Here is a 19,329-nt window from a genome sequence, read left to right on the forward strand (position 1 = left end):
CCCTATGACAATGCTGCGAGCTGCTTTTCTTCTCCCCAGAGGGAGTCATACACGATGTCGACCAGACTTGCCCTCGTCACAATTCCGATCAGGCGTCGGTCTTCATCCACAACGGGAACATATTTGACACCCCGTTTTAAAATTTTGCGGACCGTGTCGCGCAGCAGTGTGCCGCCCAGTACTGTGTATATATCTTCATGTAAAACTTCACTGACGAGATTGGCCTTTTTCCGGCATTGATCAATGATTTCAACATCGACATAGCCTTGCAGAACGCGCTCGTCATCGACGACCAGCAATGAATCGACCCGTTCCTGCCTCATCAGCTGAATGGCCTCAGAAAGCGTTTTATCCGCGGTGATCGTTACAGGCTGTGTGTTCATAATCTGGTCAACCCGTTCAACATCCGGGCTGGATGACTGAATCAGCCGCTCCTTGCCGATAAATTCCTCAACAAATTCGTCTGCCGGATTTCTTAAAATGTCATCGGGCGTTCCAACTTGAACGATTTCTCCCGCTTTTAAAATCACAATCCGGTCTGCCAGCTTAATCGCTTCATCCATATCGTGGGTAACAAATACGATGGTTTTATGTAAGGTTTTTTGCAGTTTTTTAAATTCTTCCTGGAGGGAATCCCTCGTAATCGGGTCGAGTGCCCCAAACGGTTCATCCATTAAGATAAGCGGCGGCTCCGCGGCAAGTGCCCGTAATACACCAATTCGCTGCTGCTGCCCCCCGCTTAATTCATGAGGATAACGGTCTAAATATTCTGGCCCCATATCGACCAATTTTAAAAGCTCACGCGCCCGCTCTTTCCGCTGCTGCTCCGGCCATTTCAGCAATTTTGGGACGAGTGAGATATTCTGCTGAATGGTCATATGGGGAAACAGGCCGATCTGCTGAATCACATAGCCAATTTTGCGCCTGAGCTCTACAGGATCCTGGTCCATGATGTTTTCGCCGTCAATGAAAATCTTTCCGGCGGAAGGCTCAATTAATCGGTTAATCATTTTCATTGTTGTCGTTTTTCCGCAGCCGCTCGGTCCGATAAAGCAGATAAATTCGCCTTTTGCAATCTTAAGATTTACGTTGTTCACAGCTTTTTTGCCGCCCTTGTATGTTTTCGAGACATTTTCTAATGTCAGCAAACATCGCACCTCCAAAATTAAGTTTATTCAATTTGTTCAGTTTAAATTTAATTTTTCAGACAATTGAATGCTTCCCATTATAGAATAAAGTTTATAAAATAAAAAGTTTACAATTTGTTCATATTATTTATAAAGTATGTGTAAACGCTGATTTACCCGCATTGACGTGTGTTGATCTCCTTATTGCTCCAATTTCCTGCCAAATTCTCTTTTGACAGCATTTTCGCCGTATCAAAAATGTGGTATATTGACATCGGAATTGTTAGCTGAAAGGATGAAACCGTTGGAGAAAGATCCGTTAACGATCATTGAACAAGCCGAGGACCATTTTATAGAAAGAATCGCGGAAAACATGCATGCATTTGGAATGCCCTCTACCGTCGGACGAGTGCTGGGCATTATTTATATGAATCGAAAACCGATGACGCTTACGGAATTATCTGAGGCCACCGGCATGAGTAAAACACGCATGAGCCAGGTAGTGCGGGAAATGCTTGATGCCAACATTGCCGAGAAGGTATTCGAAAAAGGCGTGCGAAAAGATTTATATGAGGTTGAGCAGGACTACTATCAAACATTTATCACGCTGTTTTCAGCCACCTGGAGCAAAGTCGTCAGCAAAAACAAAATGATGCATAAAAAACTCAATCGGGAGCTGCTTAGCGTGTTGGATGAAGAGCTTACTCCTGAAGCGGAAGAAAAAGTGAATGAACTGCTGAAAGAATTAAAGGAATGGCTTGATTATTATAATTGGCTCAGCCGTTTGATTGAATTTTTTGAGAGCGAAGAAATTTTTAAATATGTGCCGAAGCCGTAAAAAACGCCCTGTCATTACAAGGCGTTTTTTCTTATGCGGCACCTGCCAGGTTTTTCTTCTTTCTCTTTTTAATCGGGCTTAATGCTCGTTCAAGCCAGCCCATGACCAAATCGGCAATCACCGCCATCAGAGCTGTGGGGATCGCTCCCGCTAATATAATCGCGGTTCCGTTTGTGGCGTTTGATCCCCTGACGATGATGTCCCCGAGACCGCCTGCACCGACAAATGTCCCGATGGCCGTAATGCCGATGGCAATGACAAGCGCGGTGCGCAGGCCGGCCATTATGACCGAAAGCGCAAGCGGAAGCTCGACCATCCGCAGCACTTGAAATTTTGTCATCCCCATTGCTTTTCCGGATTCAAGATAGGCGTGCTCAATACTGATAATCCCTGTATACGTATTTCTGATAATCGGCAGAAGAGAATACAGAAATAATGACAATATCACCGTATTAGCGCCCAGCCCCATGACAAGCATCAGCACGGCGAGCATGGCGAGAGCCGGGATGGTCTGAATGACATTCGTGACCGCAAAAACCCATCCGCTTAATCTTCTGTATCTGGCTATCAGGATGCCGAGCGGAATTCCAACAATGGCGGCAAATAAAACGCCATACACCGACATCAGAAAATGGCGGTAAAATTCCTGCAGCACGTAACCGCCGTTTTGCGAATAGTATGTGCCAAGCTGCTGTAGTACTTCCATATGATCCACCTCTTTTCTTAGTCAAAATAATGATGTTTCTCTAAAAATTCCTTTGCTACGACAGACGGCTCCTTCAGCTTGCCATCCACCTCATAATTAAGTTCCTGCATCGTTTCCGTGTCGATTTGCCCAATCAGCTTATTGATCACACCTTCAAGTTCCGGATGCGCCTTAAGCACCTTTTCCGGAATCACCGGTGAACAGTCATACGGCGGAAAGAAACGCTTATCGTCTTTTAAGATTTTCAGATCATATGCTTTAATCCGTCCATCCGTTGAATAAGCCAAAACCGCATCCATTTTCCCGTTTTTGACTGCGTCATAGACTAGCCCGATCTGCATTGGATAAGTTGTGCCGAACTCAAAGCCATATGTGCTGACAAAGCCTTTATACCCGTCGCCTTTTCGTTTCAGCCAAGCATTGTCGACGCCTAATTTATATTGGGAAGCATTTTTCTTCAGGTCAGACACGGTGTTAATATGCTCCTTTTCCGCAAACTTTTTTGTTACGGTGAAGGCATATGTGTTATCAAAGCCGTAGGAATCAAACCATTTATAAGAAAAGCGCTTTTGAAACTCGTTCTGCACAATGTTCAGCGCTTTTTTCGGATCTTTCTCCGCTTCCTTGCCGAGGGTGCTTGTTAAATCTGTTCCGGAATAGCGCGTGGCTGAAATATCAATGTCACCGCCCAGCATCGCTTGGTGCTGAACATAGTTTGAGCCGAGGTTTTTCACTAAAGCGGTATTCAAATCTGTATCATGTTCAATAAGCTGCGCGATCATATTCGCTACAATTTCTGATTCTGTCATGCTTTGCGCCCCGATTTTGATCGTGTCGTCAGAAGCGCCGCCGAGACCCGGCAGAGAGCAGCCGCCTAGCAGCATGACAAAGACGAGAGCAAACGCGCCAAGCCATTTGATTTTTGTCATTTTCAACAGTGCCAACTCCTTACGAAACTTCCTTCATCCCTTGCAAGCCTTTCGGCGTCACCTTTCGTTCTGTCACAGCCAGCACATAATCAATAATAATTGCCAGAATTGTGACAGGCACGGCACCGCCAATGATATATTCAGGCTGGTATAGGTTCAGTCCGATAAAAATATAGTCCCCGAGGCCGCCTCCCCCGATAAACGACGCAAGTGTCGCCCAGCCAATTAGGTAGATCGTTGATGTGCGGATCCCCGCCATGATGATGGGAATCGCCAGCGGGATTTCGACGAGCCGAATCTGCTCCCAGCCGGTCATGCCAATCCCTTTCCCCGATTCCAGGAGGTTTTTATTTACACCTTTAATGCCGGTATACGTATTGCGCAGGATCGGCAGCACCGAATAGAAAAATAAAGCGACAATCGCAGGCACTTTTCCTACACCGAGAAGCGGAATAAAAAAGGCTAAAATCGCCAGACTCGGGAGGGTTTGCACAATGTTTACGAAACCGATTACCGCACCTGCGCCTTTTTTCATTCTGGTAAGAGCAACGCCGAGCGGCACTGCAACGATAATGCCCAATACAACGGCTATGAGTGAAATATATAAATGCTCTCCTGTTTTATACAACAGCTCTCCGCCGTTCGTTTGCAAAAAAGTCATCATTTGATTCATCTTAAAAGAGCTCCTCCCCTGGTCAGATCGTCATGAGCTGGTTTTCCTCGTCGCCCCAAATGGAATCGTATACGATATCAACGAGGCTCGCTCTTGTCACAATCCCTGCTAAATGGTTCTGTTCATCGACCACCGGAACATACTTGATCCCCTGCTTCAAAATTTTTCGGACTGTATCGCGAAGAAGCGCCCCTTTTTGAACGGTATATATATCTGAACGGTATACATCGCCAACGATGCTCGCTTTTTTGCGGTTTTGATCAATCATTTCCACATCAACATAGCCCTTCAGCACGTTTTGCCGGTCCACAACGAGCAGCGAGTCAACACGTTTTTCTCTCATCAGCTGAATCGCCTGAGAAAGCGTTTTGTCCGCAGATACCGTCACCGGCGTTCTGTTCATCATTTGCTCTACCCGCTCGATATCCGGTCTTGACTGAATCAGGCGCTCTTTCCCGATAAATTCTTCAACAAACTCATTTGCCGGGTTTCGAAGAATCTCATCAGGTGTGCCGACTTGAACGATTTCTCCCGCTTTTAATATCACAATCCTGTCGGCAAGCTTAATCGCTTCATCCATATCGTGGGTTACAAACACAATCGTTTTGTTTAAGGTTCTCTGCAGTTTTTTGAATTCTTCCTGAAGGGAATCACGCGTAATCGGATCAAGCGCTCCGAACGGTTCATCCATTAAAATGAGAGGGGGTTCCGCTGCCAGGGCGCGCAGCACGCCGATTCTCTGCTGCTGTCCGCCGCTGAGCTCATGCGGATAACGGTCTAAATACTCTGGGCCCATATCCACAAGCTTTAACAGCTCGCGCGCCCGTTCTTTCCGTTTTTCCTCAGGCCATTTCAGCAGCTTTGGTACGAGTGAGATGTTCTGCTGGATGGTCATATGGGGGAACAAACCAATCTGCTGAATCACATAGCCGATTTTTCTTCTCAGCTCAACCGGGTCCTGTTCCATAATATTTTCTCCGTCGATAAAGATCCTTCCAGACGATGGTTCTATCAGTCTGTTGATCATCTTCATCGTTGTCGTTTTTCCGCAGCCGCTCGGGCCGATAAAACAGATAAATTCACCTTTTGCAATATCTAAATCAATGCTGTTCACAGCTTTTTTGCCGCCTTTATATACTTTTGACACTTGTTCCAATTTCAGCAATCCGTGCACCTCCGCAGGTTTCCTTTAAATTTTCTGAAAAGTATAATCCTTATTATAGTTTGAACTTTGTAAAATAAAAAGTTTACAATGTGTTGAAATTATATGTTATTTATAGATTATTTATTGTTATGACCGAGACGGAAAGGGTGTTCTTACAATTACGCCGGATACCTCCCACTTCCTCTGCATTCAGCTATTTTCAACACCAGGAAGAAATATGATATATTGACACCATCAATTGCCATTTGAAGGGATGATCAGCTGTGAAAAAAACCGCTCTCGACATCATTGAACATGCTGAAGAGCATCTCATTGAGAAGATTGCCGAAAATATGCATACGTTTGGAATGCCTTCAACTGTCGGACGTGTGCTCGGAATTATTTATATGAATCGAAAACCAATGACCTTAAGCGAGCTCTCTGAGGCAACGGGCATGAGCAAAACACGGATGAGCCAGGTTGTCCGGGAAATGATCGATGCCAATATCGCCGAAAAGGTGTTTGAAAAAGGCGTACGAAAAGACCTTTATGACGTCGAGCAGGATTATTATCAAACCTTCATTTCTTTATTTGCGGCGAATTGGACAAAGGTCGTGAGCAAAAACAAAGTGCTGTATAAAAAATTAAACCGGGAGCTGAGTGATCTTTTACAAAGGGACGGGCTTACCCCGGAAGCGGAAGATAAAGTCAATCAGCTGCTGAATGAATTAAAAGAATGGCTTCATTACTATGATTGGCTGAGCAGGTTGATTGAATTTTTTGAGAGTGAGGAAGTCTTTCGGTACGTGCCAAAAACAAAAGAAAGCAGCTCTCTAAAATAAGGAGCTGCTTTTTGCATCATGAGGTTAAGATCGGAAACATGCCTTTCAGCCCCGCACCAATCATCCCGACCGCAACCACGGCTAAGATTAATCCCATCAATCTGGTAATCACATTCATCTCAGTTTTTCCGAGTTTGCTGCTGATAAAAGCAGAATAGTGGAAAAAGAGAAAGGTCAGGGCAATAACGGCGGCTATGCCGATCATGACAGCCACATAATGACCAATGCCGCTATGTCCGGCGGAAAGGCTCATCACTGTTGCAATCGTTCCGGGCCCAGCAATGATCGGAATGGATAAAGGTGTGACTGATATATCCGCTTTTTCCTTGCTTTCCTTATGTTCATCATGGTGAAGAGATTGCACGTGCGATTCTTTCGCATTCAATAGATTATAGGCAATGCCGAAAATGAATATGCCGCCCGCCACTCGGAGCGCGTGAATGTTGATATCAAACAGTTTAAAGATAAGATGACCGAAAACCAAAAAAGCTGCGAGAATAAAAAAGGATAAAATAGCTGCCTTCCGGGCAATCGCTTTTCTTTCCGCTGCAGTATAGCCTTCTGTCAGCGTCAGAAATATCGGTACGTTTCCGATCGGATTCGATACTGCGAATAAAGAAATGAAGACGTGAACGATAAATGAGAACATCATATACCTCCTTGTTGATAGTCTCTGCACAGGAAATAGAATTATTCTCCACCCTTTTACCCGGAGGCGATTTCCCGGTAAACCTTTATAGCCTGTCAGAAACGCGCCATGCTACAATGAAGTGACAAATTGAATAGGAAGGACGTAAACAGATGTTCAAAAAAATTGCGGCAGATGCCTTGGGCTTATCTGATATCGGAAAAATTATCGAACCTCAGGACTATGACAAAACAGACGCAGATGACTATGTCATGCATGAAGATAATGAGAAAATTTATTTCTTGATTAAAACAAAAGCAGACGAGTATTGCTTTACGAACCTGGCCCTGATCCATGTAGACGGCGAACGCGCCACTTCCTCGAAACGAACGTTGAAACGCTATCCTTATTCGCAATATAAAATCTCTGACGTTTTTCTTGAAACTGCCGGAAAAGTGGATTTGGATGTTGAAATTAAGTTCAAGCTGGGCGGTGAACAATTCGACATTGATGTCCACAAAGACCAGATTGAAAAGTTAAAAGACCTTTATAAAGCACTGCTTCGCATCGCTGAAACAACCTATGAAAATGACATTTTAATCAATCAAGCGGAGCAAAGCTTAGATAAAGCAGTGACGATTCTTCACCATACCCGCCCTGAGCACGTCAATATTGAAACGCAATACAAAGAGCTGACCGAATTCGGATTTACTTGGCTGACATCCGTTCGCTCGCAGTATCATATTAAGGATTTTGGGGATGTATTTGAGAAATATATTAATAACTAGATAAAAAAAGACACAGCTGCTATCGGGCTCGTGTCTTTTTTTGTATGAATATTGATTACTTTACAACTTTTTTCTTTTATAATAAAACTATTAGTCTATTTTCCCTATATTACAGATAAAGGAGTTATTTTATGTATTGTCCTCAATGCGGCCATCAAACAGATGGCGGAAATTTTTGTGAGAAATGCGGATCACCGCTCCCCGGTCAATCAGGCCACCAGCATGCAGCTCAAACTGGAGCCGCTGCAAAGCAAGCAGCAAAACAGTTCGGTTCATTTGTCTTATCCGTCCTGAAACGCCCTTATCAGGAATGTAAAGCAACAGGCGGAGAACAGCTGATCAGCGCAATCATTACGATGGTTCTTTTCAGTTTGCTGACCCCTTTGATGTTTTATATTCTTTTTTCAGACGGTCCCGGAAGCGTAAGCTTTACAGCAATCTTCTTAGAGCCAACCATTTATTTTATTTTATTTCTATTTGGCCTGCATGCATGCATCTTTTTCGCCCTGAAAATCGCGGGAAACCAAGTGTCTTTCAAGGATTCATTCTCAAGATTCGGAGCATTTCTTATTCCTTTTACGGCTATTTTGATTCTTGCCCTTTTCTTCTTTTTATTACATACAGACATTTGCTTTACCATATTAGCCGTTGGTTTAATCGGTGCATTCTTCGCCATTCCTCCTGCGATGCTGAGCAGTTACCAGCATTCATATAAAGGGAAGGTTGATGTCATTTACTCAACGATTGTGATTTATCTGATCATCTGCGTTACATTTCAGCTTATTATCGAACACTATGTCAAAGAAATTTTCCGTTATATGCTCTTTTAAAAACAATCCCATCACCTGCTGGTGATGGGATTGTTTTATTGAATAGACGTTAAGTAAATTCTTCCGTTCTTCACTACGCCGGTGTAGGTCCAGTTATATGTTCTGAGCTTTGGACTGCCGCCTGATTTTGTGATATAGAATTCTTCATACGTCTTAATCGTGATAGCCGACCCATTTTGGCTCCAGCTTTTCACTTCATAGTTATTAAAGTCTTCTGTTGTCCCCTCTTTATTTAATTTCGACACGAGATGCTGCTGGTCGGAATAAAGGGAACTGCCTTTTTCAAGGCTGTCTTCCATCAGCGAGAAATTATTTTGATTCACGGCATCTGCCTGACTTTGCAGATAACTGCCCATAAATAATGTCACTTGTTCATCTGTAACATCGCCGCTTGCAGAGCTTTCACTGCCTTTGTTTTTCGAGCCAGCCCAGGCGGAAGTGTATGTCTCTGGTTTATCATTTTTGATTTTCTTTATATTTGTGCCTGCAGATTCGAATGTTGATTCTGCATCTTCGAAAATCCATTTTTTCTGTTTTTTATCATATGAAAGAAGATATTCATAACTCGGACTGTCGTCAGTCATTTCAGATTTTGTATAGTCGTTATACGAAGAAGACTGGTGAAGTTCTTTTCCTGTTACCGATACCTGCCACGTTCCGTCGTTTTTCTGAGAGAGGGCAAATGTGTCCAGGTCAAAATCAGTTTCCAAGTATCTATCTTTTAAGTATGAATCCGCGCTTTTCATAGAATCGACGGTGTCCTTCGTCTCCGCCTTCCAATTGGCACTTGCCTCTGTCATCTGGGCTGTATTCCCATCAGATAGAGCTTTGGAGTATTGTTTTGTTGTTTTGACAATTGTGTTCATAATCTGTTCCTGTGTATCTTGATCAGGAATTAACGTTAACTCCATTTCTTTATCATCGATCGGAACGCCGGCAGTTTTTGTTTTTCCCCACGGAAATTCTGCCTCGACTGAAGCTGTCATTGATCCATCTGTCAGCAGCGGACCATATGTTACGGATTTGAACGGATCTTTATGAATTGACTTGCCGTTAATCAGCAAATCTCCCTTCCCGCTCTTGATGTCATCCGCTAAGCTGAATGTCACATCGTCTGCTTCCAATGAGAGATCAACACGAAAGCTGCTATCGCCAATCGCCTGAATGTCTTCCTTTTTCACAAGGTCAACGACATCGTTTTTCAGTTTGGCTGAGACTGTATATTCGCCGGGAATGTACGGACCAAGGGTTTGTGCTTGATCTGCTTTCTTTACAGATCCGGCTTCCTCTTTATTGACATATAGATCGGTATTTTTATAATTGCTGCTCACTTCAAAATAAACAGGTGCTACCTTTAAGTCATAATGGTCAAATACCAGCAGGCTTTTCCCGTCTTTTTCTGCATATACGATATCCTTCTGGGCTGTTTCATCCCGCAGCGATGCAAAAAGTTCATCTTTTTTGTCTGGATGATCCTTCAAATATGTAAGAAACGGTTTTACATTATTTTTAGTGAGTTTAAGATTGTCATTTACCGGTGTAAGCAGAGTCGCGATTTGGTCCTGATCCCCATCATTTACGGCCTGTTCAAACTTGTCTACTAACCTATCCTTTGAAGTAAAATACGCTCCGGTTTTATATGCGGCGAATAATATAACGCACGCCGCGGCAATGCTGCTCCATAAAATGATGGTTTTCTTAGGGATCGGTTTTCGCGGAGCCTGCCTTGTTTCTGCAGTGTTAGTTGTTTCTTGATTTGCCTGTTTGCTGCCCCCTCCGATCGGGGTGCCGCATTGTTTACAAAACTTGGCTCCTTCATTATTTTTTTGACCGCATTCCTTACAAAACATGTGACTTTCCTCCTATTTGTTATCCACTATTTTGTACATATTTACTATGTTACATATTTTATAATAGAATGGTATGAAATTGGAGGAAATCACGAAAATATCTCTATTAACATATGAAAAGGTGGAATGACGATGCAACATCTCACCATTCAAAAAGCAATAAACCATGATCAAGCGCTGTATGAGCTTCTTCTACTCGCCGACCCTTCAAAAGAGATTGTTGATGAATACATTGCCAGAGGAGAATGCTACACAGCTTATATATCGGGCGAATTAGCTGGTGTATACGTGATCATCACAACTAGACCGCAAACCGCAGAAATCGTTAACATCGCAGTAAAACAAACAATGCAAAAACAGGGCATTGGCAAGCTTCTTATCCGCGACGCCATTGAAAAAGCGAAACACATGGGAGCAAAGGTGATTGAGATTGGCACTGGAAATTCCAGCATCCATCAGCTGTCGCTTTATCAAAAATGCGGATTTCGTCTTCAGGCGATCGACCATGATTTTTTTATTAGACACTATGATGAGGAGATCTTTGAAAACGGCATTCAATGCCGTGATATGGTGAGGCTTTATTTGGATCTCTAAAAAAGGGCTGCCGTTGATGAGACTGCCTCCCCGTTTTTTAGATAGGAGCGGCTCTTTTGTTCTTTGAAGAAGAAAAAATGCTAAAAAACAAAAGCTGATCCACCGGGGTATCAGCTTTTTGTTTATTTTCTTTCCAATTTTCTTTCCCTGTTTTTCTAACTCTTAATTTTCATTCAAAATAAGGTGATCAAACTTCTACCGTTTTTTTATACCGTGTGTCTTAATGAACAGTTGATCCATTCTTAAAATTGACCCTGGTTAATAATTGGTCTATATCCTGTCCTGCTAAAACATCCAATATTCACATCGACTTTTCATTTAGAGCCTTTTTTAAAGGCCAGCTGAAAAATATTAGGATCGCAGCAAAAATCAATGAAAACACCGGGGAAATCAGAAACGGAAGTTTAATACTGTAATTAACAATTGGCGCAAAAATAAATCCACTTAACCCTACGGCTAAATAAGACATTAAACTAAAAAGTGAAAATGCACTTGTTTGAAGGTGATCTGCAATACTTTTTGCAATTGTTTTTTGTAGAAATATCGTAATGAAACCAAAAGAAAAACCGAATGATGATGAGCATAGAACAAACAAGATTTGAATGTTAGCAAACCACAAGCCCGCCGATCCAAAAAACATGAGGATAAAACAAATGAGCAGATTAATGGGTTCTGAATGAATATGTTGAGGAATCTTGCGAATTAAGAATTGAGAGATCACAAAAAAGAGCCAAAATAAAAAATAAAACAAGCCAATACTGCCGCCGCCCTCACCTGAAAGTAATATTGGACCGTAGGCGATCGCGCATCCATAACTCAACGAACCCAAAAGATAAAAAAAACAGTATTTCCAAAAACCTCTATCTTTTAAAAGAAATTTCACATCACTTTTATTGCTAATTCCCATTGTATTGCTTACCGGAGGTTGAATAAAAAAAGAGATGAGTAAAATCGTCAAACTCATAATTAAGAAAATCTGCAGTAAAAGCACAAGGCTAAACTGTTTAAAAACCACTTCGGCAAGTAAAGGAGCAAATGCAGAACCCGCGGCCTGTGAAATGTTGATCCACGATAAACTTTTTCCTGCCTCTTCTTTTTTTAATCCTAAAGCAAATACAATCAATAACGGAGGTATAACTCCTACACTAATTCCTAAAATAATTCCCACTAAAAAATAAACAAAAAGAACATGATAGAAAAATAACCAAAGCAAAATACCGATTAGAAATAATAAACATCCTAATAACAGTATCTTCTTAGAGGGGTTGAGGAACATAAGAATAATTCTAGTGACAAAAAGAGCGATCATGAAAATACCAATTACATTTCCAGACATACCACTTGCTGCCCCTGTCATAAGGATGGACAATGGCAATATAGCGGTCAGTGCTCCAAAGAGAAATGAGAAAAGCATGTTTATAGTGAAAATTTGCTTCATGATCCACCAGCTACTTTCTTAGTGAGATAATAATTTAATTTACCCAATCCTGAAGGGTTGAAATTGATTAGTGATTTGTTATGTATTAGCTCACATCCTATATCCTTTTTTACATCGTAAGTGGTTGATCCAAAATAAATTTTTTTATACCTATTTTCAATTGCAAACTGAATGGTTAAATAAAAAATATTGAAATAAGCATAAGAAGGGACAGAATGATTATAATCCATTCCTACATGTTTCAATGTTATTTCGGTTTCATTATGGACAACGATGAGTCCAAAGGCTATCAGTTCGCTTTTATATTCAAATAGAATGAATTTGTAGTTAGTACACAAATTTCTCAAACCTTTAAAAGATTCAAAATCGTAGTTAATTGGACTAGAGACTGCATTACTTTTGTTCTTTGTATTTAAATACAATTTGTATATCTGAAGATAATATTCCTCAGATATTTCACTTGCTAACTGAATTTGAAACTCAATTCCATACTCCTTCATTTTTTTTATTTTATTTTTTATATCCCATCGCTTTTTCTTTTTTAGGGTTTTTAAGTACTCGTCAAAGTTTGTTGTCTTTAATTGCAATACTGTGTTAGGATAAAAATCAAATGATATAAAGTCATTCTTTTCGAAGGCATTTAAAAGACTGAGATCATACAAATTAGTAATATATACGCTATCGTAATTTTCTATTTTATAGAAATGTGCAAGTAAATGATTAATTATTGAAGTAACATTTTCAGTATATTTGTCTTTTATATAGATACCTTCACCGCTTGATAAGGGTTTAACAATAAAGTATACATCATAGTAAAGAGCTTGCCGATTAAAAACACGAATTCCTTTTATAACTTTTTTATATTTTTCAGGAATATACTCTTGCACATCTAATTTTCGGAATACAAAACCAGTTAATACTGCAATTAATTCATTTCTTCGGTAAAATGCGTAATATGTAAATTCATATGAATTGTGATAGGTTTCAAGGTATATGTACCACTCAATATCAACCCCCAGATTTTCTAATGCTTCTCTGTTTATTTTCTTAATACTATGATATTTCACTATATTCATCACAGTGTTAATCCTCCATCTATTACAAATAATTGACCTGTAATATAACTGGCTTCTTCACTAATTAAATAATTAGTTAAGCTTGCAATTTCAGCTCCAGTGCCCAGTCTTTTAAGCGGGATTGTTTTTATTATCTCCTCTAAATTAAGTGAGTCCACCATTTCTGTATCGATGTATCCCGGAACAATGGCATTTACTCTAATATTGTCGTTTGCCAATTCATGTGCAAACGTCATAGTCAAACTATTTATACCAGCTTTTGAAGCTGAATAATTTGTTTGTCCAGTTATTGATTTCAATGAAGAAACTGAAGAAATATTAATAATGCAACCGCCTCCATTTTTTTTCATTACTTGTGAAGCGAACTTTGAATAATTAAATGTTCCCGTTAAGTTTGTGTCTATTACTTCCTTCCACGATTTTTCATTCATAAATCTTATAGTTTTATCTTGGTTTACTCCCGCGTTATTGATAAGAATATCGAGTTTTCCCTCTTCCCCATAAATCTTCTGTATAATATTTTTCGCAATCGAATAATTACGTACATCAGCTTTTATACCAAAAGCATTTTTATATTCGCTTTCTATTTTATTTGCAAAAGAATCACTAGAAAAATAAGTGAAATAGCAAACAATACCTTCCTGTGTAAACTTCTTTAAAATTTCGTATCCTATCCCCCTGGTTCCGCCAGTTATTAAAGCTACCTTCTTCATTAAATCTCTCCTATTCATTTAAGGATAATTAGATTTCTTGTTCCCTCAGGGTTATAATCAAATATTGCTATCATTTCTTTTTTTCTTAATGCCTCTTCTACTTTTAAATAACCATTAACACAAAATGCAAATGGATGTTTATCTAGAATAAAACTGGTCTTATGCTGATTTAATTCTTTAGATAATTTTCGTTCATAAACTTCACCTGTATATATAAACATTTCAGGGTTAAAACTTTTTATACATTTACTCAGTTTTTCAATGTCATCATTTATAGAATCATATGGATTTGACCAGCTTATAATACTAATAATTTCTTTTGAACATGCTCCCTTCTTTTCTTTACTAATAAATAAAGATCCAGAAGTCTCAAGATATTTATTTTTCTTTGTTAAAGCTATTTGTTTTAAGGTCAGTTCATTGATATCTTCTGTCCCTGTTACAATAGCTGTTTCTATTAAGTCTCTTTTTAAATATTCGTAAGCCAGCTTTAATGAATCTGTATATGCCGTAACACCGTTATAAATTGTATTATTTACACCCAATATTCCGAAAACAATAGAGAGCCAACCTGAGGTACAATTCAAAACTGTGTTTGGAAATTTCAAAGGGCTTACATATTCAGGTCCATATTGATCTGCATCTTTTAGGAATAAATAATTATCATTTAAATAGCTTGTAGTTGTTCCTACAAAAACTCCTGTTCTTTCACCAATACAGTAATTAGAATTATTCAACATCTCATTTACTGAAATAAGAGCTAATTTAGTTGAATGATTTATATTTTTTAATCCTCTTCTATTTATATAGCTCTTAAAATCAAAGTCATAGCTGAAAATATCACCATATTCAGTTTTTTGTTCTCTTTTTAGAAAATCATTTTCTTTTAGAGAATAGCTACTGTTTATGAACACTTTTTCAAACTGCCCCCTTCTTAAATTTTTTTAAGATTACACTAGCATTTGCTCCACCAAATGCGTATGAGTTATTTAAAGCATAGTTAATATTTTTTTTAATCAATTTATTCGGAATGCAATTTATATTGCACTCATCATCCTTGTTTTTAAAGTTTATTGTCGGTGGGACAATATTATCTTTAATTGCTAAACAGCATACTATGTTCTCAATGGCGCTTGCTGCTCCCATTGAGTGGCCTAACATTGACTTAATAGAGCTTACGCAGACTTTAGAGGTATCAAACAAACTCTTAATGGCATAAGATTCAACCTTATCATTTGCTTTAGTACCTGTCCCATGTGCACAAATGTAGTCAATGTCATTGGAAGTAATATTTGCATAGTCAAGTGCATTCTGTACACATTTAATAATGCCTTTACTCTGTGGATGGGGAGAAGTTATATGATAAGCATCATTACTTACCCCATATCCAGCTATTTCACAATATATAGGAGCATTCCTATTTATCGCTGACTGTAGGTCTTCCAGTAAAAGTACACCTGCACCTTCTGCAACCAGCATTCCTTTTCGATTTTTGTCAAATGGACTACACTTTTCTGGTGCAACAGCTTTTAGACTATTAAATCCATAGTACGCTACTGTTGAAAATGGATCCGTTCCTCCAACAAAACTTGTTTTAGAGTCGCCTCTTTTAATGGACTCATAACCTTCAATTAAAGCATAGTTTCCTGCTGAACATGCATTAGTTATTAATGTACTATATCCCCTTATTCCGAAATGTTTTGAAGCATTTTTAATAATACTTGAAGGGTCATTTATTTTCTTATCATTATTTGAAACATGCTCTAATTTTCTAGAATTTTCAATTTCAATTTCCGCCATAGTGGATCCTACATATAAAGAGGATTGCTCTATCGACTTATTATCGATTTTAGAATCCTTGATTGCTTGTTCCATTGAAGCAATTAAAAACTGTGCAGCTCGTCCACATTGTTTAATAACCTGCTTCGGAATATTATAATCTGATGCTTTAAAATCTTTTACCTGTCCCCCATACAAGGTATCTAACAAATTTAAATTTGATTTATCAATCTTGCTAATACCTGAAGCCCCTCTTTTGCAATTTTCCCAAAATTCATTTTTTTCTGTTCCCAGAGATGAAATTATTCCTATCCCAGTAACAACAACCCTTTTTTCCAATTTAATTCTCTCCAATAACATAGTTTTTCATTTTAACAACAAAGGATAATTTACCTTTACAAACTATTGAATCTTCATCATTTTTCACAGTTGCTGATACTTTCATAGAGTTATTGATAACTTTTTCTGTTTTGACGTTAATTATCAGTACATCTCCTGGAAAGACTGGCGTTAAGAATTTTATGTCTGTACGATACAATAATGGAATACCTTCGTGAATATTTTCATTTTCATTATTCGTAAATAAAAGAACTGCTGACTGAGCGATTGCTTCAATAATTAGAACACCTGGAAAAATTTTTATATCCTCAAAGTGCCCAGCGAAAAAAGCTTCATTAATTGTAGTATTTTTGCAAGTGATTACTTCTTCCTTTCTCAACTCGATAATTTTATCTATAAATATAAATGGATGTCTGTGTGGTAAATGTTTTTGAATATATAGGAAGTCAAGGTTTGTCATCTTAAAGAAAGCCCCTTATTTAATTTTTTTCGATACAACCTCAATAACAGAATTCACATCTGTAATATCCTGAAGTTCTTCTTCTTCCAACTTAATATGAAATGTTCTTTCAAGTTCAGTAACTATCTCAAGAGTCATCATAGAATCAATACCAAGATCATCAATTAAATCACTATTAAAGTCAATTTGCTCAATCTCCATTTCTGCGACGTCAGAAATAATTAATCTAACTTTTTTGCTTGTTGTTTCACTCATCTTTATCCCCCGTTATATTATATTCTTGTTTACATTATGAATTTTAAGCATCATTGGAGCCTCATCAGAAATACCTTCATAAAGACGATAAGGGCCAATTTGTTCAAATCCTATCTTTTTGTAAATTTTCTCAGCTGATTTTGTTGTTTGTAAGTATACTTCCTGAATATTATGAGTTATTATAATGCGTTTCACTGCTTGAAGTAATTTTTTGAGTATCCTATTTTTGTTAATAAAACTATTAGTCACTGAATTATTTGGAATGATTAACCTCATAACTTCTGCACTCTCCCCAACTTTAAGCTGAATATTGTGACATTTTTCTATAAATAAAAGTCCTTGATCTTGTTTCTTAATAACTACTGATACTGATCCTAATAGCATCCCGTCAACATATGCTCCTAAATGTATTGCCTTATCATCAAAATCATCTTTCATCAATTGATCTTTATATAATTTAGCTGGAGCTGCTTTCTGATCAATCACGAATGTCTTATATCTTTGCTTAAATAACTCATTTAATTTCTGTGGATCCTTTATCTCTTTTACGATTACAGGTTGAACCATTTTATACATCACCTCCTTATATTTCCTAATATATACATTAAAGGTCCTATATGTCAACTGTTTCCCTTGGAATATTTGGGACTTTATATTTTGCTTCATATATTTCATAAAACAATTTTAGAACAACATCAAGGGAGATATCCAGTTTTATGGACAAGCCCTTCCTAACGCAGTCTCCATTTCTTTATTCACTCCTGCTGTCATGACTTTTAAGGTGCTGCATTTTTTTGAAATACCTTCCTGAGTTCACGTCATTTTTGACATTGTATAGCATAAAGATAAACTATTTTTGACTGCATCCAATAACACTCCAATCGCAATTGATAAAGCTTATTGTAATCAAAAACCCTGACAGCTCGTGTCAGGGTAAAGGAAATTCAGCTTTCACACTTAAAGAGCTTGGCTGCATCTGTAGCCGCCAAGCCCTTTTTATGCTTATTTATTCAAGTTGTAGAAAGAGTTGATACCGTGGTATTGAGCAGTTTCAGCCAACTGATCTTCGATGCGAAGAAGCTGGTTGTATTTCGCAACACGGTCCGTACGAGACGGAGCACCTGTTTTGATTTGTCCTGCGTTTGTTGCCACAGCGATGTCAGCGATTGTGCTGTCTTCAGTTTCACCAGAACGGTGAGAGATAACAGCTGTGTAGCCTGCGCGTTTCGCCATTTCGATCGCATCGAATGTTTCAGTCAATGTACCGATTTGGTTTACTTTGATCAGGATAGAGTTGCCTACGCCGTTTTTAATACCTTCAGAAAGTTTTTTCGTGTTTGTAACGAAGAGATCGTCACCAACAAGCTGAACTTTTTTGCCAAGACGCTCAGTAAGAAGCTTGTGGCCTTCCCAGTCGTTTTCATCAAGTCCGTCTTCGATAGAGATGATTGGGTATTTAGAAACAAGCTCTTCATACCAGTCAACCATTTCAGCAGATGTTTTCACAACGCCTTCGCCAGACAGATGGTATTTGCCGTCTTCTTTGTTGTAGAACTCAGAAGATGCAGCATCCATAGCAAGTTTAACTTCTTCGCCAGGTTTGAAGCCGGCTTTTTCGATTGCTTCAACGATTGTTTGAAGCGCTTCTTCGTTAGAACCAAGGTTTGGAGCGAATCCGCCTTCGTCACCTACAGCAGTGTTTAAGCCTTTTGCGCTTAATACTGATTTCAGGCTGTGGAAGATTTGAGCGCCCATGCGAAGTGCTTCACGGAAGTTAGGAGCACCTACAGGCATGATCATGAATTCTTGAATATCCACGTTGTTATCAGCATGCTCTCCGCCGTTTACGATGTTCATCATCGGTACAGGAAGCGTTTTTGAGTTGAATCCTCCAAGGTATTGGTAAAGAGGAATCTGTAAGAAATCAGCAGCAGCCCGCGCACAAGCCATAGATACGCCAAGGATTGCGTTCGCACCAAGTTTGCCTTTGTTTTCAGTACCGTCAAGCTCGATTAAAAGCTGATCGATTGCGTTTTGTTCAGTTACATCAAAGCCAAGAAGCTCTGGAGCAATGATTTCGTTTACGTTGTTAACAGCTGTTAACACGCCTTTTCCAAGGTAACGGTCTTTGTCGCCGTCACGAAGCTCAACCGCTTCGTATTCACCTGTAGAAGCTCCGCTTGGCACTAATGCGCGGCCGAAAGCTCCTGTTTCTGTATATACTTCAACTTCAACTGTTGGGTTGCCGCGGGAGTCTAATACTTCGCGTGCATAAACATCAACAATGTATGGCATGAGTTTTGTCTCTCCTTTTGATTTT

Annotated in this window: 21 protein-coding genes; 5 read left to right on the forward strand and 16 right to left on the reverse strand. The window is 39.2% G+C overall.

Annotation, left to right across the window (positions count from 1 at the left end; genetic code table 11):
- Positions 1-2: 2 nt before the first annotated feature.
- Positions 3-1,148, reverse strand: a complete 1,146-nt coding sequence (opuBA, locus tag MKY50_RS17330) for a choline ABC transporter ATP-binding protein OpuBA (RefSeq protein ID WP_042974790.1) — start codon at positions 1,146-1,148, stop codon at positions 3-5.
- Positions 1,149-1,431: 283 nt separating this feature from the next.
- On the opposite strand from opuBA, the gene MKY50_RS17335 reads away from it, so the two are divergent.
- Entirely contained in the window at positions 1,432-1,965 is a 534-nt protein-coding gene (locus tag MKY50_RS17335; protein WP_014478002.1) for a GbsR/MarR family transcriptional regulator, read from the forward strand.
- Between the two features lie 31 nt (positions 1,966-1,996).
- On the opposite strand, the gene opuCD is transcribed toward MKY50_RS17335, so the two are convergent.
- From opuCD to opuCA, 4 genes are read right to left on the reverse strand one after another with little or no spacing between them, the layout of a single operon-like run.
- Positions 1,997-2,671: a glycine betaine/carnitine/choline/choline sulfate ABC transporter permease OpuCD gene (gene opuCD, locus MKY50_RS17340; RefSeq protein ID WP_014478003.1), complete on the reverse strand. Its 675-nt coding sequence runs from the start codon at positions 2,669-2,671 to the stop codon at positions 1,997-1,999.
- 17 nt (positions 2,672-2,688) lie between these two features.
- Entirely contained in the window at positions 2,689-3,600 is a 912-nt protein-coding gene (gene opuCC, locus MKY50_RS17345; protein WP_015384655.1) for an osmoprotectant ABC transporter substrate-binding lipoprotein OpuCC, read from the reverse strand.
- Positions 3,601-3,619: 19 nt separating this feature from the next.
- On the reverse strand, positions 3,620-4,273 hold the full coding sequence (gene opuCB, locus MKY50_RS17350; RefSeq protein WP_003228349.1) for a glycine betaine/carnitine/choline/choline sulfate ABC transporter permease OpuCB: 654 nt from the start codon (positions 4,271-4,273) through the stop codon (positions 3,620-3,622).
- A gap of 22 nt (positions 4,274-4,295) precedes the next feature.
- Positions 4,296-5,438: an osmoprotectant ABC transporter ATP-binding protein OpuCA gene (opuCA, locus tag MKY50_RS17355; protein WP_003243370.1), complete on the reverse strand. Its 1,143-nt coding sequence runs from the start codon at positions 5,436-5,438 to the stop codon at positions 4,296-4,298.
- Between the two features lie 263 nt (positions 5,439-5,701).
- Between opuCA and opcR the strand changes: the two genes are divergently transcribed.
- On the forward strand, positions 5,702-6,259 hold the full coding sequence (gene opcR, locus MKY50_RS17360) for an opuC operon transcriptional regulator OpcR (protein ID WP_341117003.1): 558 nt from the start codon (positions 5,702-5,704) through the stop codon (positions 6,257-6,259).
- Positions 6,260-6,275: 16 nt separating this feature from the next.
- Here the strand turns inward: opcR and MKY50_RS17365 are convergent, their stop codons facing one another.
- The gene (locus MKY50_RS17365) at positions 6,276-6,911 is read right to left on the reverse strand and encodes an NAAT family transporter (RefSeq protein WP_003228343.1); all 636 of its coding nucleotides are present in this window, start codon (positions 6,909-6,911) and stop codon (positions 6,276-6,278) included.
- Between the two features lie 149 nt (positions 6,912-7,060).
- On the opposite strand from MKY50_RS17365, the gene MKY50_RS17370 reads away from it, so the two are divergent.
- Positions 7,061-7,675: a PH domain-containing protein gene (locus MKY50_RS17370; protein WP_003243118.1), complete on the forward strand. Its 615-nt coding sequence runs from the start codon at positions 7,061-7,063 to the stop codon at positions 7,673-7,675.
- Between the two features lie 131 nt (positions 7,676-7,806).
- Positions 7,807-8,505, forward strand: coding sequence for a zinc ribbon domain-containing protein (locus tag MKY50_RS17375; RefSeq protein WP_029318392.1), 699 nt, complete (start codon positions 7,807-7,809; stop codon positions 8,503-8,505).
- Positions 8,506-8,540: 35 nt separating this feature from the next.
- Here MKY50_RS17375 and MKY50_RS17380 read toward each other — a convergent pair whose 3' ends face one another.
- On the reverse strand, positions 8,541-10,355 hold the full coding sequence (locus tag MKY50_RS17380) for a zinc ribbon domain-containing protein (protein WP_341117004.1): 1,815 nt from the start codon (positions 10,353-10,355) through the stop codon (positions 8,541-8,543).
- 132 nt (positions 10,356-10,487) lie between these two features.
- Between MKY50_RS17380 and MKY50_RS17385 the strand changes: the two genes are divergently transcribed.
- The gene (locus tag MKY50_RS17385) at positions 10,488-10,949 is read left to right on the forward strand and encodes a GNAT family N-acetyltransferase (protein ID WP_003235206.1); all 462 of its coding nucleotides are present in this window, start codon (positions 10,488-10,490) and stop codon (positions 10,947-10,949) included.
- A gap of 301 nt (positions 10,950-11,250) precedes the next feature.
- On the opposite strand, the gene MKY50_RS17390 is transcribed toward MKY50_RS17385, so the two are convergent.
- The 9 genes from MKY50_RS17390 to eno form a co-directional block, all read right to left on the reverse strand.
- Positions 11,251-12,387, reverse strand: a complete 1,137-nt coding sequence (locus MKY50_RS17390) for an MFS transporter (RefSeq protein WP_116315857.1) — start codon at positions 12,385-12,387, stop codon at positions 11,251-11,253.
- Positions 12,384-13,463, reverse strand: a complete 1,080-nt coding sequence (locus tag MKY50_RS17395) for a peptidogalycan biosysnthesis protein (RefSeq protein ID WP_224443736.1) — start codon at positions 13,461-13,463, stop codon at positions 12,384-12,386. The genes MKY50_RS17390 and MKY50_RS17395 overlap by 4 nt, the downstream gene beginning before the upstream one ends.
- Positions 13,463-14,176, reverse strand: a complete 714-nt coding sequence (locus MKY50_RS17400; protein WP_162868957.1) for an SDR family NAD(P)-dependent oxidoreductase — start codon at positions 14,174-14,176, stop codon at positions 13,463-13,465. Before MKY50_RS17400 ends, MKY50_RS17395 begins: the two co-directional genes overlap by 1 nt.
- 14 nt (positions 14,177-14,190) lie before the next feature.
- Positions 14,191-15,090: a beta-ketoacyl synthase N-terminal-like domain-containing protein gene (locus MKY50_RS17405; RefSeq protein ID WP_116315854.1), complete on the reverse strand. Its 900-nt coding sequence runs from the start codon at positions 15,088-15,090 to the stop codon at positions 14,191-14,193.
- A gap of 4 nt (positions 15,091-15,094) precedes the next feature.
- Positions 15,095-16,294, reverse strand: coding sequence for a beta-ketoacyl-[acyl-carrier-protein] synthase family protein (locus MKY50_RS17410; protein ID WP_224443386.1), 1,200 nt, complete (start codon positions 16,292-16,294; stop codon positions 15,095-15,097).
- 1 nt (position 16,295) lies between these two features.
- Entirely contained in the window at positions 16,296-16,754 is a 459-nt protein-coding gene (gene fabZ, locus MKY50_RS17415; protein ID WP_172640896.1) for a 3-hydroxyacyl-ACP dehydratase FabZ, read from the reverse strand.
- A gap of 15 nt (positions 16,755-16,769) precedes the next feature.
- Complete coding sequence (locus MKY50_RS17420) at positions 16,770-17,009, reverse strand: acyl carrier protein (RefSeq protein WP_116315851.1); 240 nt, start codon at positions 17,007-17,009, stop codon at positions 16,770-16,772.
- A 12-nt stretch (positions 17,010-17,021) separates the two neighbouring features.
- Positions 17,022-17,576, reverse strand: a complete 555-nt coding sequence (locus MKY50_RS17425) for an N-acyl amino acid synthase FeeM domain-containing protein (protein ID WP_162868956.1) — start codon at positions 17,574-17,576, stop codon at positions 17,022-17,024.
- Positions 17,577-18,011: 435 nt separating this feature from the next.
- Positions 18,012-19,304 carry a phosphopyruvate hydratase gene (gene eno, locus MKY50_RS17430; protein WP_003228333.1) on the reverse strand — a complete coding sequence of 431 codons (1,293 nt, stop codon included), beginning with the start codon at positions 19,302-19,304 and terminating at the stop codon, positions 18,012-18,014.
- Between the last annotated feature and the right edge of the window lie 25 nt (positions 19,305-19,329).

The sequence above is a fragment of the Bacillus sp. FSL R7-0685 genome (assembly GCF_038002425.1).
In the GTDB taxonomy this organism is placed as follows: Bacteria; Bacillota; Bacilli; order Bacillales; family Bacillaceae; genus Bacillus; species Bacillus subtilis.

Coding starts and splice junctions, on each gene's coding strand:
- MKY50_RS17400 (WP_162868957.1), bottom strand. CDS start 14,176: ATGAAGAAGGTAGCTTTAATAACTGGCGGAACCAGGGGGATAGGATAC.
- MKY50_RS17385 (WP_003235206.1), top strand. CDS start 10,488: ATGCAACATCTCACCATTCAAAAAGCAATAAACCATGATCAAGCGCTG.
- opuCB (WP_003228349.1), bottom strand. CDS start 4,273: ATGAATCAAATGATGACTTTTTTGCAAACGAACGGCGGAGAGCTGTTG.
- MKY50_RS17390 (WP_116315857.1), bottom strand. CDS start 12,387: ATGAAGCAAATTTTCACTATAAACATGCTTTTCTCATTTCTCTTTGGA.
- fabZ (WP_172640896.1), bottom strand. CDS start 16,754: ATGACAAACCTTGACTTCCTATATATTCAAAAACATTTACCACACAGA.
- MKY50_RS17380 (WP_341117004.1), bottom strand. CDS start 10,355: ATGTTTTGTAAGGAATGCGGTCAAAAAAATAATGAAGGAGCCAAGTTT.
- MKY50_RS17375 (WP_029318392.1), top strand. CDS start 7,807: ATGTATTGTCCTCAATGCGGCCATCAAACAGATGGCGGAAATTTTTGT.
- eno (WP_003228333.1), bottom strand. CDS start 19,304: ATGCCATACATTGTTGATGTTTATGCACGCGAAGTATTAGACTCCCGC.
- MKY50_RS17370 (WP_003243118.1), top strand. CDS start 7,061: ATGTTCAAAAAAATTGCGGCAGATGCCTTGGGCTTATCTGATATCGGA.
- MKY50_RS17420 (WP_116315851.1), bottom strand. CDS start 17,009: ATGAGTGAAACAACAAGCAAAAAAGTTAGATTAATTATTTCTGACGTC.
- MKY50_RS17395 (WP_224443736.1), bottom strand. CDS start 13,463: ATGAATATAGTGAAATATCATAGTATTAAGAAAATAAACAGAGAAGCA.
- MKY50_RS17365 (WP_003228343.1), bottom strand. CDS start 6,911: ATGATGTTCTCATTTATCGTTCACGTCTTCATTTCTTTATTCGCAGTA.
- opuCD (WP_014478003.1), bottom strand. CDS start 2,671: ATGGAAGTACTACAGCAGCTTGGCACATACTATTCGCAAAACGGCGGT.
- opuCC (WP_015384655.1), bottom strand. CDS start 3,600: ATGACAAAAATCAAATGGCTTGGCGCGTTTGCTCTCGTCTTTGTCATG.
- MKY50_RS17425 (WP_162868956.1), bottom strand. CDS start 17,576: ATGGTTCAACCTGTAATCGTAAAAGAGATAAAGGATCCACAGAAATTA.